Source organism: Kurthia sp. YJT4 (genome assembly GCF_030219945.1).
In the GTDB taxonomy this organism is placed as follows: domain Bacteria; phylum Bacillota; class Bacilli; order Bacillales_A; family Planococcaceae; genus Kurthia; species Kurthia gibsonii.
In genome coordinates this window covers 1,149,005-1,167,549 of sequence record NZ_CP126689.1, presented here as the reverse complement: position 1 = coordinate 1,167,549, position 18,545 = coordinate 1,149,005, and the positions used below count along the sequence as shown (strand labels likewise).

Sequence of the window (18,545 nt, the reverse complement as noted above, 5' to 3'; positions counted from 1 at the left end):
GTCTATATAATAGGAAGAAACTCTATTTAATCATGATTATAACGCAAAATATTTTATATGTTTTTATACCTCAATATACGTTTATGTGTTCAAAAATGTGGTCAAGTTATTTCAGGCGGTCAAATTGTAGAATGCTTTAGTATCAAGTGTTTACAGAGATAAATATTTTGAAAATACATATACAAATGTATCATTACTTTTAATTTTTGCCCAGCCATCTTTATTAATTGAAACTACTTGTACCGTCTGACCTTTTTCAAGCTGCCCAAGCACTTTCCCATCATTTGATGGTGACTTACGAATATTTAATAAATCTGCTGTTACGGTATATCGTTTAACTTTCGATGCACTTGGTTTTGATACAGTTGGCGTGTGTCCCTGGATAAACCATTTCAATGATTTCGTACCTGTTAAACGATTGAGATCAACAGGTCCATTAATGCCTGCAATTTTACCTTTTTCCGTCCACTGATGTAAGTCACAAGTAAACTTAGGTTCAATAATTGATTTTCCGTCTGCTGCATAGCGTGGGATCCATTTAAAATCTGACTTTGAATAGTCTAAGTTAAAACTATCGTGTAAATGGTGCGCTACATAAATACCAACTTTTTCAGCACCTAAACGACGTAGCTCTGCGATAAAAGCATTCGTACCAGCTCGCATATTCGACATTGTTTTTACTTCTACATCTGCAACGAAAAATAGTGGTTTATGTCCATCTACATGTGCTCGTTTATAAAAGTCACGCGCTTCTACTTTTGCATCCTCTACACTAGTGAAACGACAAAAAGCATATACTCCGTATGGGATATTGTTATTTTCACAACCTGTCGCATGCTTCGTGTAAATTTGGTCAATTACTCGTGAACCATCTTGCACACGTAAAATTGCTAAGTCACATTCTGTTGCTAACGCTTTATAATTGACCGTTGGTTGCCATTTACTAATATCTAAAATTTTCCCCATATTATTTATCCCCCTTCGTGAAACCTTCACGATATTTTGTGATTTCAAACAATCCAGTTGAAGCTAGTCCAGCCAGTAAACCTGCCCAAAGCCGCATGACTAAATTTAACTCCGTAAATGGATAAGCTGCAGCTGCAATCATAACTGCTAAAACGACTGCAATTAGTGGTACATAATTCTTTTTAATATTTACTGCCTTTTTAGCTAATTCTACTACTGCTACAATAATCGGTAAAAGAATGGTTGCTAAGATCAATACGTCTAACATACTATCACTCCTAATTAATTTTTAATTTGATTGCGTAGATGACTTACTTCGCGTGCTAAAGACGAATGGTCGTTTTGTAAGCCATTGAACGCCTGGTTAAGTCCCTCAACAGACTTAGATATTTGGCTTAATGAATCAACAAACTTTTCTTGATTGAGCATGAGTTTGTCCTCGCGATCACGCGATTCTTTTTTTAACTCTTTGAATCGTTTCTCAGCTTCTTGCTTTTGTTCCCTCTGCGCATTTTCTAACATTTCTTCTCGCTTCGCATTCTCATTTTTCAAATAGCTAAGCACCGCAATGGAAAGAATGACAAATAAGATAGCCCATACAAATTGGCTACCTACAATCCCCTCTATTGTTTTAATATCCATGACTCACCACCGCCCTTTATTTTTTGCATAGAAAAACATCCTCATAAAAAATGAGGATGTTTCTTTCTAAAATGAAGTATTAACAATCCATGTTGATTTTTTATCATCCGGGTTGTACATACCTGCTATCTGCCTTTCTGCTGCTAGTAATGCTTCTGTTTCAGTTCCTAAATTCCCATTTGTGCTAGTAACCCTTCCAGCTAGTTCTGGGCTTTGATAATGGTGGCTTGTATAGAATTGATAATACCCATTGTTATCCAATGTAATTCTAATCCTTACAACTTGTTCTCCTATTTTCACTTGCCATTCGCTAATAACTTTTTGAATATCGCTAAAATGCTGATTTTCTAATATTCCTGTATCTTCCATGTAATTTCCCCCTTTCTATATAATATAATCATACATGAAAATGAGAAGTATCTACATAACAGCTTTAAGCTATTTTTAATATATAAGTGTATTGTTACGACGCGTTATGTTCCTGTGGTGGTGTATCTAAAACAGCATAGACCACTTCTTGTAAATTACTTAACTTCGGCACTTGTTCACGCGTTACAGTACCATTTTCGACATTTCGTACCCAAATCTTAACTAGACCGCTATTTTGATTAAACATTTACACCACCTCCTGAAAGAAGTGCTGTTAATTCCATAATAGCTTGTTCTTGTTCTTGCAAACGTCTTTCTTGAATTTTCAACCTATTATCTACAGATTCTTTGTCAAAATATATAAAATTACCATCGAATGTATATGCTTCTTCAATTAATATCAAACCTTTATTTTGATATTCTAAAATAAGCTCTTCTTTTTCAGAGGGTGTATAAAACTGTATTTTTATCATTCTAATACTCCTTTATAATTTTTTTAGTTTCTTTTTCGTCTAACAATATATCTCCATAAATATCTATCGCCATTATTGTTGCTGTCATATTACTATATTGATCATAACCAGCTTCAAAAGAAATAATATCACCAGAAACTACAGTTAAATCTTTGGAGAAATAAGTTGCTGAAGAAATTGGTGAATTTGTTCCAGCGATATTAACTCGTCTAGTGGCACCGTTACTCGTAATAACAACTTTAGTATTCATTTGTCTATTTAAAGTAGAAGTTGCTGTCTTTGTTTTAAACCGAACTGTACCTGTTTTTTTAATTTCTATTGTTTTACCAAAAGAAATGTAAACGCCCGATGTAGGACAAGAAACGCTATAAGTTGTTCTATCACTAAATAGAAGTAAGGTTTCTCCTGCTTTTAGAACGGCATTTTTTAATGTGTTATCTAATGTTTTTTTTAATCCCAATTATCACACCCCCAAGAAACGGACTTTACCGGAGCCTGTAGTACGTTTGAAATTAATTCTAGAAATCGCAATGTTCAGCTCGTTAATAACCTCGCCCGGCTTTAATGTAATGACCCCGTTTAAACCAGCACTAGCTGTTGTAGAAACTGTCCCAAAACTAATTATTAAATCGTTCGTTTCATCATCATTTGAAATAAATTTAATACAGCTTGTGGTGAAATTTAACTGTACATTAACTTCTGTTGTGCCGACGCTTGAATTATAAGAAAAATAATTTTGAAAGGCTTTTTGACCACCTAAATAAAATTTATCTCCAACAGCCATCTACTAAACCTCCTCTAAATAAAGACCATCTACGTCCATTTTTAATAGGAAATTTGTTGATCCATTATTTATTTTTAATAATCCATTGGTTAAATGTTTCAATTCATCTGCCTGATGTGTCGCTAAATTTTGCTCTAGTGTTGTAATGCGTGCTGCTAGATTTGCAGCTACGTCACCCTCCAAAATATTTTGAATGGATGCAAACCATTCATCGAATTCCGCTTTTACTGTGAGCTGCCATTGATTGATTTCTGATTCTGTTTTGCCTGTAGTTTCGCTAAACCACGCAGAATACTGGTTAAAGATGGTTGTTGTATCAACTTGACTTACAGTTCCATGTACAACGCCACACAATGCTTTATCTAGTCGTTGGTCTGCTATATTCGATTGTCTGATAAATGTAGTACCCTTTGTTACATAAATATCTGCTAAAGCTAACTCGTGTGCATCTGCATCACGTTGTAAAATTGGCGCTACTGGTGCACTTGCAAACGCGCCTTTTTTTACTGCTAAATCGATAGAACGTGCATTAAAATCTAATCGTAATACAATGCGATCAATACGATTTAAAATACCGTCTGCATTATCCAGCGTTAAATCATAATCGTATTCATTAATTGCAAAATAGCCGTTAATCCATCCCTTACCAGGCTTTACAGTGACGGTCATATTTGTTTTTTCGTAAACTTGGAGAGTGTTAGAAGGATTAGGAAAAATTCCGTTTGCAATAAAGCTCGCAAAATACTCTGCAAAGTGATTTGATTTATAGCGACGATCTCCATTCACCGAGTTAAAAAAACTACTTCTTACTGCCATCTATTTCACCGCTTTCTTAATTTTATTTAATAGAGTTGGAACATTACTTCCAAACTCTGTGCTAAGTTCATATCCTTTTGGAGAATATTTTTCTTTAGTGGTCACAATGCGTGTATGCAAAGCCACACTAATTTCATCATTACGAATTGTTATCAAATCACCCATGAAATAATCACTTCCAAATGTAAATTGCGAATCGTAAACAATATCTGTTTCGAACGATTGTACTCGTTCATATTCTGCTTGCTTATTTTTGGCTCGCTCAATTAAAAGAGCTTCATAAGCTGTTTGCGACATCTTTGTTTGATCTGCTTCGGAGGATTGTAAATCACGTGCATCAACAAACATTTCTCTACGTTTTCGACCTTTATTTTCATTTCCGACTACTAAGTAAGTACGTGCTACTCCATCGCCTTCGCCAGCAATAATGACCGTATTACGATACTCGCTTTTATCGTCTGTATAATGCTGTGATAGCACATTATCAAACTCTTTAGAAAAGATTACGGCATCACGAATTGTTTGGTTCGTGCTGCGGTCTGTGCCTTTCCAAACAACAAATTCAAATCTTTTATTAGTAATGTCTGCAAAAATTTCATAAGCAATATCAAACTTCACGCAAATTTCCCATAGGCTTTCGTCTAAATCTTTATTTGAATAGGATTCTTCTGTTGTATCTGTAATGCCGAATAAACTACCAAGAAATAGATTGTCGATTTTTCGGTTTATATTTGTTGGCGCAATCGCATTTGTATTCACAAAGCTTCGAATTACTTCTTCGACGTTACCACGAAAAGTCTGCTGAACGTCAATTTGTCGCCACCCTAACATTGCACTCAAAGACTTACAATATACTTCAAGCGTCGTCTTTTTTTCGTCTGTGTATTTAACTGACTCGATTAAATATCCTCTTACTTTACCGATTCCTGCAGTCAAAAAAATATCATCATTTTTAGTAATGAAATAATCAATATTTTCAGCTGTTGCTGACACTAATAATTCAAGATCGCTATGTTTTTTATAATTTGTAGTAATTTCAAGCAATTGAAACTCATCTACGATTCCTACACGTTCAAATGTATCTAAGTGAAAAATATTGAGTTCCATGCGCTACACCCCCACAAATTTGTTCGAAAAGTACATTGATACTTCAAGGTTATCGATACCAGTTAATGCATCATATCTAAATAAGTTATCGCCTGTTTGCAATTGCAGAAACGTGCTTGTTAAATCAATTCGCCCAAACACACTCGTCACAACATTATTACGTGTTAGCCTTGCATATTTGCGTCCACTGTACGTACTAACTTCGACTACATCGCCTGGCAATAAGTCCATATTTAACTTAAAAGATTCATATGAGTTGATATTTATTAAAGAAGGATTAGATAAAGAACCAAGCGCTTTAAACTTAATAATCATGCCTGTGCTGTCTTGACCATTGTTTAATACATTTGCAATCAAAGATGGACTTCGATAACCCATTTCAATGCCATCTGGACTTGTTATATCTAATTCAAATTCAAATGCTGGAACCCATGTAGCGATTTGCACAACGCTCTGATTTTTTTCATACAGATATGGATCAGCACAAGAAAACTGTAATAGTCCTTTTTGCCATTGATAGTTACTGTCCTCAAAACCTGTCGCAAATGTTGGTTGTGCTGCTAATTCTGCGATTAAATAATATTCAGCACCAGATTGTGTTTCTAAATCGATTCGCATTGGATTTTTCTTGGCATTAAATACTCGATATGCTTCCTGCCGTTTTTCCTCAAACCATTCATAACCTTCGACTAAGCGATCAATGAAAAAAGGTATTTCAATTTCTCTTGTATCTAAATTTGTAGTTTGATAGTTAGCACCATCATTACTACTATCAGCATAATTTACACTTGCACTTAAACCCGACAAATCGATTTCTTCATAAAGTTTAAAGTGGCGACCAAATTCGATTGAATCGCCACTTTTGTTTGTGATTTTTAACGATTTAATTATCATGTCGCCACCTCCTAGCCAAATTTAAAAGCCATACGATTTAGCGTGCGCTCGATGGCTTTTTCGGGACTTTCCTGGGTGTATACATTAATGTGATTATTTTGTGATTTTGAATTATCAATGGATTTACTTGTAGAGATATTACTAGCTTGACCACTTGTAACTGCTGCATTTTTAGATAAACTACTAAACACATTTGATGATGCATTGGCAAGCTTTTTGGCTGCTTGTTGCATACCAATCACAAAGCCTTCTGTAGTGTAGCCACCCAATTTTTTCATCACTCGACTAGGACTATGAATATCTAATTCTGTTTGAGTTGTCCCAGCGACAATTGCTGCTAATTCTGCAGCTACTCTTTCTAATTCAGCTTTTTTAGAGTTGATACCATCGATTAACCCTTGTACTGCATTAGCACCTAAACTTGGCATTTTACTAGCCATATTTTTAACACTGCCAGTAACCTTTGTCATTGAATTAGTCCATTCCGTTTTATAACTTTCGAGCTTTGCTGCAGTTTCTTCTTGTAAAAGAATAATTTGATTAGCTGTATCAAGTCGCATACCTTCTAGTTCACTAATAGCCTGTGTTCGCGCTAAATTCGATTTGTTTTTCCATAAATCTGTGTACTGCGCCAACTGCTCATCAGATAAAGTTGTAAGTGCTGCAATTTCTGCTGCACTCTTTGGACCCATTTGTTGCAGTTCTGCTAGTAAACCTTCATCAAGTCCTCGGTTGGCCAGTGTACCTAAATTAGCCATCCAATCTACTAAAACATTGTTTTGCTGTTGTAGATTAGCAAGTAATTGTTCTCCGCTCACTTCTTCACTTAACTTCACTTCGTCAAAAATTCCCGCGAAATTTGTAATGGCCGCTGTGCGATCATCAACTGCTTTTGTATATTTTTCTGTCAGTTCTTGATACTTTGCGAGGTATTCTTCATCGAGCTTTTTCGCTTTCTCGATATAATCCTCGTCAATTTTTAGCTTTTCAGCTGTGATTTTTTGCTTTTGCTCTTTTGCCAAGTTTTCAAAATACAAACGTTCATCACTATTTTTCTTGTACTTTTTAGCAAGTGTAGTCAAAATATTTACTTCTTCTTGCATCGAAGTGTTAGCGTCTTTGCTTTTAGATGTGTAATACGCTTTATCGTCTTTAAATTGCTGTGCTAAATTCTTTTTCTTCTGATCTGCAATTTTCACATCGATAGAAGATTTTGCCCCTTCTACCTCTGAATATTTTTTCTTCATTTTTTCGAGTTGCTTAATATATTCATCGCTAGAAACTTTATTTGCTTTCAACTTGTTATCTAGCTCTTTCAATTCTGATTGATAAGATGATTTCCTTGTCTTTGCTACGGTTGCATCAATTTTGGAAACTGCATTTGTAACTTTTGAATACGTCTTTTTCATGCTTTCTAATTTCTTGTTGTATTGTGTATCAGACAGTATTCCAGCGTTGTATTGATTCGTGTACAAGGTCATTTTATTGTTAAATGACTTGGCTAGTTTTGCTTGTGCTTCTTGGCGTTTCTTTTGCTCGGCTAATGCCGCCTTTGTATTAGCTTTAGCAATCTTTGCATCAATTGTAGTAGACGCACCATTTACAGTACCGTATGCACTTTTTAACTTTTGTAATGACGATGTATATGCTTTGGTGTCAATCATGCCAGCACCGTACTTTATATCAAGCTCTTTTAGCTTATCTTTGTAAGTCTTAACGATGGCTTGTGCCTTTTGTTTTGCAGCCTTTTCAGCATTTGTATTGGCTGTGATACCTTTTGCCAAACCTTCACTCACCCAGTAACCTACCTGGTCTCTCATGACACGTGAGGGCGAATGAATACCAAGCGCTTTTTTAGCCGAGTTAACTGCGCCATCAGCAACGCTTTTAATTGCTCCACCAACTGCACCTGCCATGTTTTTGATACCTTTGATAAGTCCCTCGATAATGTTTTTACCAATGGAAAATAGATTAATACCTTCTAAAAATCCTTTTGCTTTATTCCATCCGCTTTCGATTGCTGATTTAACACCATTCATCGCATTTGATACGACACCTTTTAAAGCATTGAATACAGTTGTAACCACTGACTTAATACTATTAACAGCGCTACTTACAATGGACTTTGCACCATTCCATGCGCTTGAAATAACTGATTTAACGGTAGACATCACAGAACTTACAATAGAACGTACTGCATTAAAAACCATTGTGACAACTGCTTTAATTCCATTTACAGCAACACTTACAATCGACTTAATACTATTCCAAACACTGCTTGAAGTTGCTTTAACTGCATTGAATACTGTTGTAATCACTGACTTAATACCATTCACAACTGTTGAAATAACAGATTTAATGCCATTCCATACACTAGTTGAAACGGTTTTAATTGCGTTGAATATGGTCGTAATCGTCGTCTTTATTGCGTTGAATACGGTGGTTGCTGTTGATTTTATTCCATTCCAGACGGTCGTAACCACTGTTTTAATAGCGTTCCAAACGGTCGTGAAGATGGTTTTATAAATATTTAAAACCGTTGTAAAGTACAATTTAATTCCGTTAAAAACCGTCGTGGCTGTAGTTTTAATTGCATTCCATACGACAGTTACTGCTGCCTTAATACCTGTCCAGATGGTCGTGAAAATTAATTTATAAATGTTTAAGACTGTCGTAAAGTATAGCTTTATACCGTCCCAAACAGTTTTAATAATCGTTACCATACCATCCCAAACAGTAGATAAAAACTCTCCAATTGCAGTGATTGAAGTCGTAAAAATTGTTTTGATACCTTCCCACAAGTTCACAAAAAACTCGGAAATACCATCCCAATTTTTATAGACTGCTATACCCAGTGCGACAAAGGCGGCTACTGCTGCAACAATCGCAAGAACTGGTAAAATCATTGCCCCGAATGCAGCACCCACACCACCGATTATGGTGGATATAGTCATGACAATTGGCGCTAATGCCATAAATATTCCCACTACTAAACCGACACCTGCAACAACTGCAGCAATTACTCCTGCTAATGCGCTGTTTTGAGATATCCAAGTAGCGATACTTCCAACAATTTCTGCAATCGATACGAGTAATGGCGCAATAGCTGTTTGGATATCTGCCATTGCCTGTTTCATCTGTACAGCTGGATCTGCTTTCATTTTTTCAACAGAACTATTTAAATCTTCTTGGTTATCTTTAAGATTTACTGTTTCTTTTGAAGCATTGATTAATGTATCTGTAATGTTTTTTCCCTGGTCCTCGTACATTGTGCCAAATAAAGCTACGCCAAGTGCATTACGTTGTGTTTCATCTTCAACACCAACTAATGCTTTGGCGACTTCCGTCATTGCTTTCGAGCCTGTTTTACCGCCCTTAGCAACATCTTGTCCCCATTTTTGTAACTGTTTTGCACTAATATCTGTACCAGATAATAATTCTTTGGTAGCCTTTGGAACTTCTTGACCAAATTCAGCCATTTTGATGCGACCTTCTTTTAAACCGTCAAGAAGGTTATCGATATTCCAAGTACCTGTATCAACGCCTGCTGACATAATTGCTTGAATTTCTTCTGCATTATAGCCTGCATTTTTTAATTGGGTCCCATATTCAGAAATGATATCTAATTGCTCTGCAGGAAAGCCTGTCTTTAGTAAAGCATTTGTAAGTCCCAATGCTTCTTCCTGACTGATTCCCATGCTTTTACCCATCTCATAAGATTCTTGGATTAGTTCATTAAAATCAATGCCTGCATATGCACTTGCGATTGTTCCAGCTTGATCAATAATTGCGCTATTCGTTGCGTCCGATGCGTCTTTATTTAGCGCCCATTGACGTTGTACACCTTGTAATGCTGCTTCCGCATCTACGCCATAAGCTTCTACACCTTTAATAGCATCGCGAACACTTGCCTTTGATTCCTCTGGTACTTCGAGCGTAATATCAATTTTTGTATTTAAAGACGATACGTCAAGCGCTTGTGATACAACTGCAGCAATACCACCACCTGTAGCAAGCCCTGCAATCACGTCTTTAATTGTGTCACCAAAGCTATTAACTTCTGTTTCAGCTTGGTTCGCTTCCTGCGCCACTCTGCTCAAATCTTGTCGAATAGAATCTAATGATGCGCCATCGTCGACTGTCGCTAATGCTTGCTTCATTTTTTCAACGTCAATTTCACTACCTAATGCAGCTTTACCAATCTTTGCAATCGCTTGGTCTAGTTGTGCAGATGATGCAGTACCACTTTTAATAGCTTGTAAGAGATTCACACCTATTGCATTTGCATACTGATCTACAGATGTGCCAGTCGCTTGAAACAATGTTTCTAGTTGCTTTGTTTTACTTTGTAGCTCTTGTTGCGATGTATTAACTGTTTCTAGCTGTACTTTATAATTTTTGAGTGCCATTTCAGTGTTTATGACTTCTCGCTGAAAGGCATTGTACTTTTCTTCGCTTAATGTACCTGCAGCAAACTGCGCTTCCACTTGCTGTTGAGCTTGTTTCAGTACGTCTAACTTTTGCGCTGTAGCTTCAATTTGTCGACCTAAATTTTGTTGCTTTTGTGCAATTAAATCGGCATTCCCTGGACTAAATTTTAAAAGCTTATCAATTTCTTTTAATTCACTTTGAAGTCCTATGGATTGCCTTTTAACGCCATCAATTGCACTCGTTAATTTGGTGCTATCACCATTTAACTCAATCGTAATTCCTTTAATATTACCTGCCATATATCCACCACCTTTTCAGGCAAATAAAAAAGAGAATGCATAAGCACTCTCTAAAATCTAAAAAGCATCGAAATCACTTTGCTTAGCCTGTACGACTTTATTTTTCTTTGTTGATTTTGAATGATGAACCTCGTTATACGTCTCTATATATTCAAGACACATACCAATCGTCATCATCGCCATATCATCATGTGTGAGCTTATTTGTGCGACATAGCACTAAATAAAGCTCTGTTGTTAATTCTTCTGTTTCTTTTTCTTCTTTTTTTGTGGCGATGCTACTGGAATGTTTTTTTTAGTTGCAAGTGAATCGGCTAATAAGCCTGTGATTTGCGGTAAGACTTCGTAAATATTAAACTCGTCAAACGACAGTAACCACTCGTCACGTTCTCCGATGCTACGATCTGCAAACCAAGCCAGTGTATAAGCGATATCAAATAAAACATCGATATTAAATTGATCCATTGTTTCAGCTGTAATATTTGCTAGCTTTTCGATTTCTTTCATATCCTTGAAAATGTCACGCTTTGTTAGTTGTTTGTATTTAACAGGAAAAAGAGCGTTCGCTTCAAAGCGTACACTCTTGTCACCAATTTGAATTTCCATTTATATTTCCCCCTTATTAGACAATTGGTGGTTCAACAGCTTCTGGAACTGCTGTGTACCACTTGTTATAGATTTCATCAGTTGTTGTAGATGATGTTTTAATTTTCACTCGACCATCTTTGGCACGTGGTGCAGCCATAAAGCTCAATTCATTTGTTGAAACTTCTGTCGCATCTTCTTTTGTCTTAGAAGCTAATCCTGGACGATTGAATGTGACATTATATAAAACGTGACGAGTTGCTTTTACATCACCGTCAAATTCAAATAAAAGTGCTACAGGTTTTGGCTTAATATTGGCATCCTCGACTAATAAACCACCGACTAACTTCTCACCTAAGACACTAATTCGGAAATCTTCTGGTGCTTCTGCTGCGTTAAATGTACCTTCATAACCCTGGTTAGTGCTTGCTGAATAATAAACCGTATCATCTGCATAAAACTCACTTAACTCGCCCTTTGGCTCTAAAGTAAGCTCAACTGCTCCTGTATAGCGTTTTGGTACGCCATATGTTTCGGCACCATCTTCACCTTTTGTAATTACTGCATAATGGACATTTTTAAGACCAAATGCTACTTTGTTTTCTGACATTTTCATTCTCCTCTACAAAATAATATTGTATGTTCGTTGCCATACATTTTCTGATTCAATAAACACATCTGTTGGATTATCATAATAAATTTCATGCTCATTAAAGAGCTGTTCAATTCTTCCTTCAAGCGCAATATCTTTCGAATTTGTATATACCTCGAAAGTGACGTTACGCGTCTTATATAGCACTTTGTTATCTGCTCGTAACACGTTGTCGCTTGGATTGTAATACACAGCAAATGGTAGCGTTTGAGCGCTTTTAAATTGATAGTATGCAATTGGTATAGCGAGATTTTGAATTAGCTTTGCGAAATCTTGTAAGGTCATTCACTCACCACTTCTCTAAGTCTCGCTTCGAGATTGTCAATTGCATTTTGTTCTGCAGGACGAATATGAATTTTAGCTGGTGGAACTCGTCCACCATTTACTTTTGCATGACCGAATTCAAGTAAATGCGTTAATTGTGGACTTTCTTTGTTATAAACTCGATATCCATCGCCCTCTTTTCGGACCGCCCAACCACTTGCATAACGACCTGTTTTGCGCGGCGAGTTTTGACGTAATTCTTCGGCTGTTTCATTTGCGACTCTTCGCGTTTCGCGCTGAACTGCTTTTGCGACTTTTTTATCGTACGCAACTACCTCACGCACAATTGCATTTGCTAACTGATTGACGTTAATTCCCACTTGTCCGCACCTCGCAATACAATTCAATATCCTCGTCCTTCTCGTAAGTCCGATAGATACTATATTTTTTATTTTCGTAAATTAAAAAGCGCTCGTCATTGTACTCATGTGAGTAAATAACGAAGCACTTTGTTGGTTTGATATCTGTTTGACCAGCATTGAAAAATTCTTGCTGTGAAATACTTCGCTTTTCAGCAAATACTTCTCTCGGTGTTTCTACTTCAATATCTTGCATTAAGTCGTCCTTGATGTTTTCAATAGACACTAAATTAATTAATTGATTCTTGATTGTAATCACCCGCCAATGCCAAACTAATTTTAAGCATTTTATACGATTGATCGTAACGCTCTGCCATTTGTTCAAAATAGCCACTAGCTGATTTTGCATAAAGAGAAATTGCTCGAATGATTAGTGGATCTGCTTCATCAATTTTTGCAACGCCACTGATTTTTAAATCTAGCTTAGCTGCTTCAATCAATTCGGAAATCTCATCGTCTAACTTTGTATGACTAATCCGTAGTGACTTGCGTATCTTCACCAGTAGTTCCTGATTCACCATCTGTGTCAGCCACCTTTGCCGCTTCAATTGCAGCTAATAATTCTTCTTGTTTCATTTTGTTGTAGCCTTTGATGCCAAGATTTTTCGCCTGCGCTTTTAGCTGGATATAATCTAAATTTTCAACAGCAATTTCGCCTGCAATATAGCCTTGATCCACTAAAAAAGCAACCCGCTCTGAATCTGTTGATTCATACGTATTGCCCTCGTTATACCCAACCAACGATGTTTTATCAATAAATGATTTTAATACCTTATGTTTCATCTATATCCCTCCAATTAAACTGCTGCTGCTTTATTTAATACAACTAAAGAGCCTGTATCAATCGCTTTACCATCTGCTACTAAAATTGCTTTTGTTACCATATCATCTGTTTCATTATCTTCATATTTTTTTACACCCATTTGATAATTTGTATTCAAAACGTAGTCTTTAAAATTGAATAAGAAGGCAAATGGCTTTCCAGTAGCTGCAGTATCGAATGAATCTAAATAGTTACATAGCACAACAGAACGTCCTAAAATAGAGCGTTCGATAGCTCCTGCAAGTCCATAATTAATACGTCCAATTGGTTGGCCCGTTTCGTCTTTGATACCTGCTAATTTCATAAACGTCTTTTTTGTCATTACATAAACAGCATTTGTTTCATATTCCAAAGGAAGTGCTGCCTCTGCATCAATTAATGTTTGATATTCAACTTTTGCGACACTTAGTGATTGTCCTTCTTTTGGTGTTTCAGCGAGAACACCTTTTGGTTTACCAATACCATCACCATCGATAATTGACTGCTCTAAAGCAATTGTCATCGCTTCAACAATGTTATTTACTAATGTTTGTTCAAATACTGCTAAAGACATTGTGTCGACTTCTAATGTAACTGCAACTGCACAACGTAATTTATGATAGTTAAAAGTAATTGAACCTGTTGCTTTCTTTTGTTTTGTAGATGTAGCACCTTCTGCCACCCATGTCGCTTTAGGCTTTACAGTTGAGATTGGGATTGTTAACCCACCCTTAAAAGCTGTTGTTGTAACTAAAGGTAAAATCATGCCTGAAGCTTCTAATTTTTCAACAATACGATTCAGTACAGTTTGTGGAATAACAGAACCTACATCACTTGTACCTGTTGTTTCACGTAGTTCACTTGGAATTTTTGTACCACGCAATACATAATCCATAAATGCATTACGATAAGACGTTTCTTTTTCCTCGTTTGAACGTGTTTCTGGATTATAATTACCATTAAAAGTAGTAATTGAACGTGCTTCAGGATTGGTGCCATTGTTAATAGATTCCGCTTCCGCTTTTAAAAATTCACGTTTTTCAATTGTAGCAATATCTTCATTAATTTCTCGTAGCTCATTTTCGATTGCGTCTAAGTTATCAATCGAACGTTTTTCATCTGCTAATAATTCAGCGATTTCTTTCTTACGAGCGAGTAATTCTTCTTTTGTTTTCATATAAATATTCCTCCGATTAATTAAATTAATGTTTTTAAATATAGTCTTTTACGACGCTGTTCATTTCTTTTTTCTAATACATGCTGTTCGTATGGATCGCTCGAACGCGCTGAAACTTCTGAATCGGGATAGGCTGGGAACGCTACAGGAGAAATTTCTAGTAGTTTTGCTTTCGTGATTGTTCGAATTACATTATCAGGATCTGCTTCATCCCACTCTTGTTTCAACATACTAAAACCAAATGAAACACCATCAACATCTCCGCGCTTAATGGTTTTATAAGCATCATCGCCAAGCGTTGTATCAAGTAAATCTAGCTCGAAACGCAAGCCGATTTCATCTTCGAATAATCTTAATGTTCCATTCTTTGTTCGACCAAGCACTTTAGACGTATCGTGCGACCACAAAGCTAATTGGTCCTCATTTGTTAAGGATTCAGTGAAGGCTCCACGTTTAAATTGCTCACGAAATCTCCGCCATCCCATCGTTACAGATTTCATTTCCCACTTAATTGCATAGCCTGTTAAGGTGCGATTTCCTGCCTCATCCTCACGAATCTCAACACTATTCGTCGTCAGATTCCTTTTCTCCACTGTCGCCATTATTTTCACCTCCTTTTTCCTTCACTACGTTTCCATCTTGTACTAAAGCTGTGTCTAATCTTCTTACAGGCTTGTCTCCGCCATCAATAGGACCTAATGAAAGGATAGAACGCCATTCATTCGGTGTTAATGCACCGCGGTCAACCATTTGGACAAGATTCATCTTGGTAGCCATTGAAGCGTACTGCAAACTAGATGCTTCAAAAATGATTTTATTGCCATATCCACGTTGTTTTCGCGTGAATAGCTTACGAGTGTACTCATTGGCTAATTGCATGGCTACAGGCTCAATTTGCGCTTCATAATAGGCGTTCCATTCGTCCTCTGTGTATTTCGATTGGACAATCTTTTCATTCGTATTAAAAAACGAATACACACGTTGCGTAGTATTCGCTAATTGCTTTTCATTTGGCACATAGGCGTCGTTTTTGACTTGTTCTAAATCGTAGCGACTATCTGTTCCAGCTGCGCCGCCATTATTTTTATCAATAGATAAATAATCTTCTGTGAATTTGTCAATTTCTCGTCTCATGTCAGCTGGCTGTAAAACCGTCTTAAACTTTAATAGCCACTTAATTGATGCACTGTTCTTAATTGCTTTAACAATCCCTTGATCTGCTGTATTAATAATATCCATCGAGTTTTTTAAAGCCTCACCAGGATGTGAACCAAAAAAATCATCATCGTTAAAATCAGATCGTAAATGAATAATATCAACATATGGAACAGTCATTTTTTGTCCATTAACAAATAGAAATTTCAAATAGATTTCCCCATGCTCTCCTTCAATTAGCTCTACAGATGATGCAGGAACTGGATAAATTTCTGTAGCCATTCCAAAATCATCACGCTTAATATAAGCAAATGCATTATTGTTCAATTCTAATTGCACTGCCATCTTTTCTTGGAAAACTTGTCCTGACATAATTGGATTCGGTTCTTCTAAAAGAAATCGTATATTTACATCTGGATTCACTTTAAATTCAGTACCTTCACGAATATGTTTGGCAGTAAGTTTTCCGATTGCCTTCGCTTTAGGACGAATAGCTGCACGAATAATATCGGATTTGTACAATTTACCATCCCAACTAAAAAATCCACCATCACTATCATTAATCAATTTGAATCGATTATTTGATTGAGACGTTTCTGTTTTCCGTCCAAACATTTTCTCAAATAGTCCCATGAAATACCTCCCTTCTATATCATATTTTCATATTCGTTCAACTTATCTTGTAAGATTGTATATGCATTTAATAATGCTGCAGTACCGTCAATACGTCGGCGCTGATTACTTGTTTTTGCTGGTTGGATATTTGCATTTTTATCGATATCGACAGAAGTATTAGAAAGACACCACTTATCGATTGGATTGTTGTTGTAATTAATTTTCTTTTTCTCTAAATCTGCTCCTAAAGCGTGCATTGGACCAGAAAGAGTTTTCTTTCCTTGAATAACAGGAATCATTGCTTCTGCTCCGAAATGTCCTTTCATTTCTTCCACCCAGTAATCGGCGGACCACGAATCGTAACCAATCCAAGGTAGATAAATTCCATGTTCTTCTCGTTGTTCTAAAAACCATTGTGTCACAAACTTTGGATGTACTTTATTACCTGGCGTTGTTCGTAAAAGACCTTTGTCATGCCACAAGTCATAAGGAATTTTATCCTCTTTTGCTCGCGCTTCGAGTAGGTCCTCTGGCAACCAATACATTTGATTTACATAAATCGTATCGTCATTTGGAATTTTAAACAGAACTTTTGCTGCAGTTAAATCGGTTGTCTTTGATAAGTCCGTTCCACCAATTCCATATTTAGGTTTTAATGTTAATAAATCAAATGTTTCTGGATTATTCAGCTGTTCAAAATTCAGCCAAGACTCATTCGATGTTTCGCGAATATTAAAATCCTTCGTCAGTAAGTTCTTTACTAGCAAAGGATTATTTTTAGCCTTATTCACTTTGGTTTTTAATTGGTCTAATTGTTTAATGGTTCCTAACCCTGGATTAGCTTTCATCCACTTTGTTTCATCTGCCCATTCTTCACGATGATCCAACTCATAAACGATTGGCAAGAATCGGTCATCTTTATAACCATCTTCATCATCCAATCCATTTAAAAGCATTTCCGCTTCTTTATACTTCATGTCATAAACAGATTCGCGAATCGTTCCTGCAGTCGTAATCATAAATATAAGTGGTTGTTCCCTTGAAGATGTACCATCAACAATTACGTCATAGAGGTTTTTGTCTTTCCAAGCGTGGATTTCATCCATCATCGCCCCATGAACATTTAATCCATCTAAGGTTTCGGAATCTGAACCAAGTGGCTTAAAAGTTGAATCATTAAAATCGGCGCGTAATTCTGAAACCAGTGGCTTGATTCTTTTTCTTAGCGCTGGCGATTTCGTCACCATTCTTTTGGCATCAATCCAAACTAATTTTGCTTGGTCTTTTTTAGTCGCTACTGCATAAATCTCTGCCCCTGGCTCGCCATCAGCAACTTGCATATACAAACCAATTCCAGAAGCTACAGTCGACTTCCCATTTTTACGAGCAACTACTAATAAAACTTCACGATGCTTTCTAGTGCCATCAATCTTATGTATGAAACCAAAAGATGCTGCAATGAAAGCTTTTTGCCATAGCTCTAATTCAATTGGCTTTCCGCCCCACTTACCCTTCGAGTGTTTACAAAAATTTTCGATGAACTCAATCGCATGATTTGCTCTTTCTGCGCTATATTCGTATTCGCTTGATTGGTCGAATATATCGTCGACTAACTTTTTATAGATCCGTAGAACTTTAAAGCCGACTACAATTTCACCCGATTCAATTTTCTCAAAATATTCAACGATTGGATTATAAGCAATCGGATATTTAATCACGAGCCATCACAAAGCTTTCAAAGCCATCATCTTCTTTTTGCTTAATCGGCTCCTTTGGTAGCAAGTCAGAAAGTTGTTTGATAATCGACTGATAGTTTTTATTCATTTGTTGGTACTGCCTTGCAACAGGTCGTTCACGTTCGTAAGGTTCTTGTTCACCTTGTGCAAACATTTCCACAAACCCGCGTTCATCTAGATCTAGTTCCATATCTTCCAAAGTTGCTCGCATAAATGCGGCGCGACGAATAAGACCTTCGACAACCGCTGACTTGTCTTTTTGGATGTCTTTGTAATTTCTTTTTAATCGGCGTTCCTCTTTTGTAATTCTTTCAGCTTTCGTCAACTCTTTTTTAACTGCCACTAAAATCACCTACTTTT

The 18,545-nt window shown here is 36.5% G+C and carries 25 protein-coding genes; all 25 read right to left on the bottom strand.

Translation table 11 applies throughout. The features are described 5' to 3' along the window. Positions 1–150: 150 nt before the first annotated feature. Positions 151–966 (bottom strand): GH25 family lysozyme, encoded by an 816-nt coding sequence (locus tag QN089_RS05695; protein WP_285216211.1) that lies wholly within the window; start codon positions 964–966, stop codon positions 151–153. A gap of 1 nt (position 967) precedes the next feature. Beyond that, the gene (locus QN089_RS05690) at positions 968–1,234 is read right to left on the bottom strand and encodes a holin (protein ID WP_121176796.1); all 267 of its coding nucleotides are present in this window, start codon (positions 1,232–1,234) and stop codon (positions 968–970) included. A 14-nt stretch (positions 1,235–1,248) separates the two neighbouring features. Continuing rightward, positions 1,249–1,608, bottom strand: coding sequence for a hypothetical protein (locus QN089_RS05685; protein WP_285216210.1), 360 nt, complete (start codon positions 1,606–1,608; stop codon positions 1,249–1,251). A gap of 66 nt (positions 1,609–1,674) precedes the next feature. Next, the gene (locus QN089_RS05680; RefSeq protein ID WP_285216209.1) at positions 1,675–1,977 is read right to left on the bottom strand and encodes a hypothetical protein; all 303 of its coding nucleotides are present in this window, start codon (positions 1,975–1,977) and stop codon (positions 1,675–1,677) included. 94 nt (positions 1,978–2,071) lie between these two features. Further along, on the bottom strand, positions 2,072–2,224 hold the full coding sequence (locus QN089_RS05675) for a hypothetical protein (RefSeq protein ID WP_285216208.1): 153 nt from the start codon (positions 2,222–2,224) through the stop codon (positions 2,072–2,074). Continuing rightward, positions 2,217–2,450 (bottom strand): hypothetical protein, encoded by a 234-nt coding sequence (locus tag QN089_RS05670; protein WP_285216207.1) that lies wholly within the window; start codon positions 2,448–2,450, stop codon positions 2,217–2,219. The genes QN089_RS05675 and QN089_RS05670 overlap by 8 nt, the downstream gene beginning before the upstream one ends. A 1-nt stretch (position 2,451) precedes the next feature. Continuing rightward, positions 2,452–2,910: a hypothetical protein gene (locus QN089_RS05665; RefSeq protein WP_285216206.1), complete on the bottom strand. Its 459-nt coding sequence runs from the start codon at positions 2,908–2,910 to the stop codon at positions 2,452–2,454. Between the two features lie 3 nt (positions 2,911–2,913). Then, the gene (locus tag QN089_RS05660) at positions 2,914–3,234 is read right to left on the bottom strand and encodes a hypothetical protein (RefSeq protein ID WP_285216205.1); all 321 of its coding nucleotides are present in this window, start codon (positions 3,232–3,234) and stop codon (positions 2,914–2,916) included. Positions 3,235–3,237: 3 nt separating this feature from the next. Next, positions 3,238–4,050 carry a hypothetical protein gene (locus tag QN089_RS05655; RefSeq protein WP_285216204.1) on the bottom strand — a complete coding sequence of 271 codons (813 nt, stop codon included), beginning with the start codon at positions 4,048–4,050 and terminating at the stop codon, positions 3,238–3,240. After that, positions 4,051–5,157 carry a siphovirus ReqiPepy6 Gp37-like family protein gene (locus QN089_RS05650; protein ID WP_285216203.1) on the bottom strand — a complete coding sequence of 369 codons (1,107 nt, stop codon included), beginning with the start codon at positions 5,155–5,157 and terminating at the stop codon, positions 4,051–4,053. 3 nt (positions 5,158–5,160) lie between these two features. Beyond that, complete coding sequence (locus QN089_RS05645; RefSeq protein WP_285216202.1) at positions 5,161–6,051, bottom strand: phage distal tail protein; 891 nt, start codon at positions 6,049–6,051, stop codon at positions 5,161–5,163. Positions 6,052–6,062: 11 nt separating this feature from the next. Next, positions 6,063–10,781 carry a phage tail protein gene (locus QN089_RS05640; protein WP_285216201.1) on the bottom strand — a complete coding sequence of 1,573 codons (4,719 nt, stop codon included), beginning with the start codon at positions 10,779–10,781 and terminating at the stop codon, positions 6,063–6,065. Positions 10,782–10,838: 57 nt separating this feature from the next. Further along, positions 10,839–11,000: a hypothetical protein gene (locus tag QN089_RS05635; protein ID WP_285216200.1), complete on the bottom strand. Its 162-nt coding sequence runs from the start codon at positions 10,998–11,000 to the stop codon at positions 10,839–10,841. Positions 11,001–11,017: 17 nt separating this feature from the next. After that, a complete protein-coding gene (locus tag QN089_RS05630; protein ID WP_285216199.1) occupies positions 11,018–11,386 on the bottom strand; it encodes a hypothetical protein in 369 nt (122 codons plus the stop codon). Positions 11,387–11,402: 16 nt separating this feature from the next. Further along, positions 11,403–11,975 carry a major tail protein gene (locus tag QN089_RS05625; protein WP_285216198.1) on the bottom strand — a complete coding sequence of 191 codons (573 nt, stop codon included), beginning with the start codon at positions 11,973–11,975 and terminating at the stop codon, positions 11,403–11,405. 12 nt (positions 11,976–11,987) lie between these two features. Further along, positions 11,988–12,302, bottom strand: coding sequence for a hypothetical protein (locus QN089_RS05620; protein WP_285216197.1), 315 nt, complete (start codon positions 12,300–12,302; stop codon positions 11,988–11,990). Next, the gene (locus QN089_RS05615; protein ID WP_285216196.1) at positions 12,299–12,661 is read right to left on the bottom strand and encodes an HK97 gp10 family phage protein; all 363 of its coding nucleotides are present in this window, start codon (positions 12,659–12,661) and stop codon (positions 12,299–12,301) included. The genes QN089_RS05620 and QN089_RS05615 overlap by 4 nt, the downstream gene beginning before the upstream one ends. After that, a complete protein-coding gene (locus QN089_RS05610) occupies positions 12,651–12,959 on the bottom strand; it encodes a phage head closure protein (RefSeq protein ID WP_285216195.1) in 309 nt (102 codons plus the stop codon). The genes QN089_RS05615 and QN089_RS05610 overlap by 11 nt, the downstream gene beginning before the upstream one ends. Further along, positions 12,931–13,221 carry a phage head-tail connector protein gene (locus QN089_RS05605; RefSeq protein WP_285216194.1) on the bottom strand — a complete coding sequence of 97 codons (291 nt, stop codon included), beginning with the start codon at positions 13,219–13,221 and terminating at the stop codon, positions 12,931–12,933. The genes QN089_RS05610 and QN089_RS05605 overlap by 29 nt, the downstream gene beginning before the upstream one ends. Next, the gene (locus QN089_RS05600; RefSeq protein ID WP_285216193.1) at positions 13,172–13,483 is read right to left on the bottom strand and encodes a Rho termination factor N-terminal domain-containing protein; all 312 of its coding nucleotides are present in this window, start codon (positions 13,481–13,483) and stop codon (positions 13,172–13,174) included. The genes QN089_RS05605 and QN089_RS05600 overlap by 50 nt, the downstream gene beginning before the upstream one ends. A gap of 14 nt (positions 13,484–13,497) precedes the next feature. Beyond that, positions 13,498–14,679, bottom strand: a complete 1,182-nt coding sequence (locus tag QN089_RS05595; protein ID WP_285216192.1) for a phage major capsid protein — start codon at positions 14,677–14,679, stop codon at positions 13,498–13,500. 20 nt (positions 14,680–14,699) lie between these two features. Continuing rightward, positions 14,700–15,281 carry an HK97 family phage prohead protease gene (locus QN089_RS05590; protein ID WP_285216191.1) on the bottom strand — a complete coding sequence of 194 codons (582 nt, stop codon included), beginning with the start codon at positions 15,279–15,281 and terminating at the stop codon, positions 14,700–14,702. Beyond that, positions 15,244–16,467 carry a phage portal protein gene (locus tag QN089_RS05585; protein ID WP_285216190.1) on the bottom strand — a complete coding sequence of 408 codons (1,224 nt, stop codon included), beginning with the start codon at positions 16,465–16,467 and terminating at the stop codon, positions 15,244–15,246. Before QN089_RS05585 ends, QN089_RS05590 begins: the two co-directional genes overlap by 38 nt. A 14-nt stretch (positions 16,468–16,481) precedes the next feature. Beyond that, a complete protein-coding gene (locus QN089_RS05580) occupies positions 16,482–18,167 on the bottom strand; it encodes a terminase large subunit (protein WP_285216189.1) in 1,686 nt (561 codons plus the stop codon). Then, positions 18,160–18,528, bottom strand: a complete 369-nt coding sequence (locus tag QN089_RS05575) for a hypothetical protein (RefSeq protein WP_285216188.1) — start codon at positions 18,526–18,528, stop codon at positions 18,160–18,162. The genes QN089_RS05580 and QN089_RS05575 overlap by 8 nt, the downstream gene beginning before the upstream one ends. Positions 18,529–18,545 lie beyond the last annotated feature (17 nt).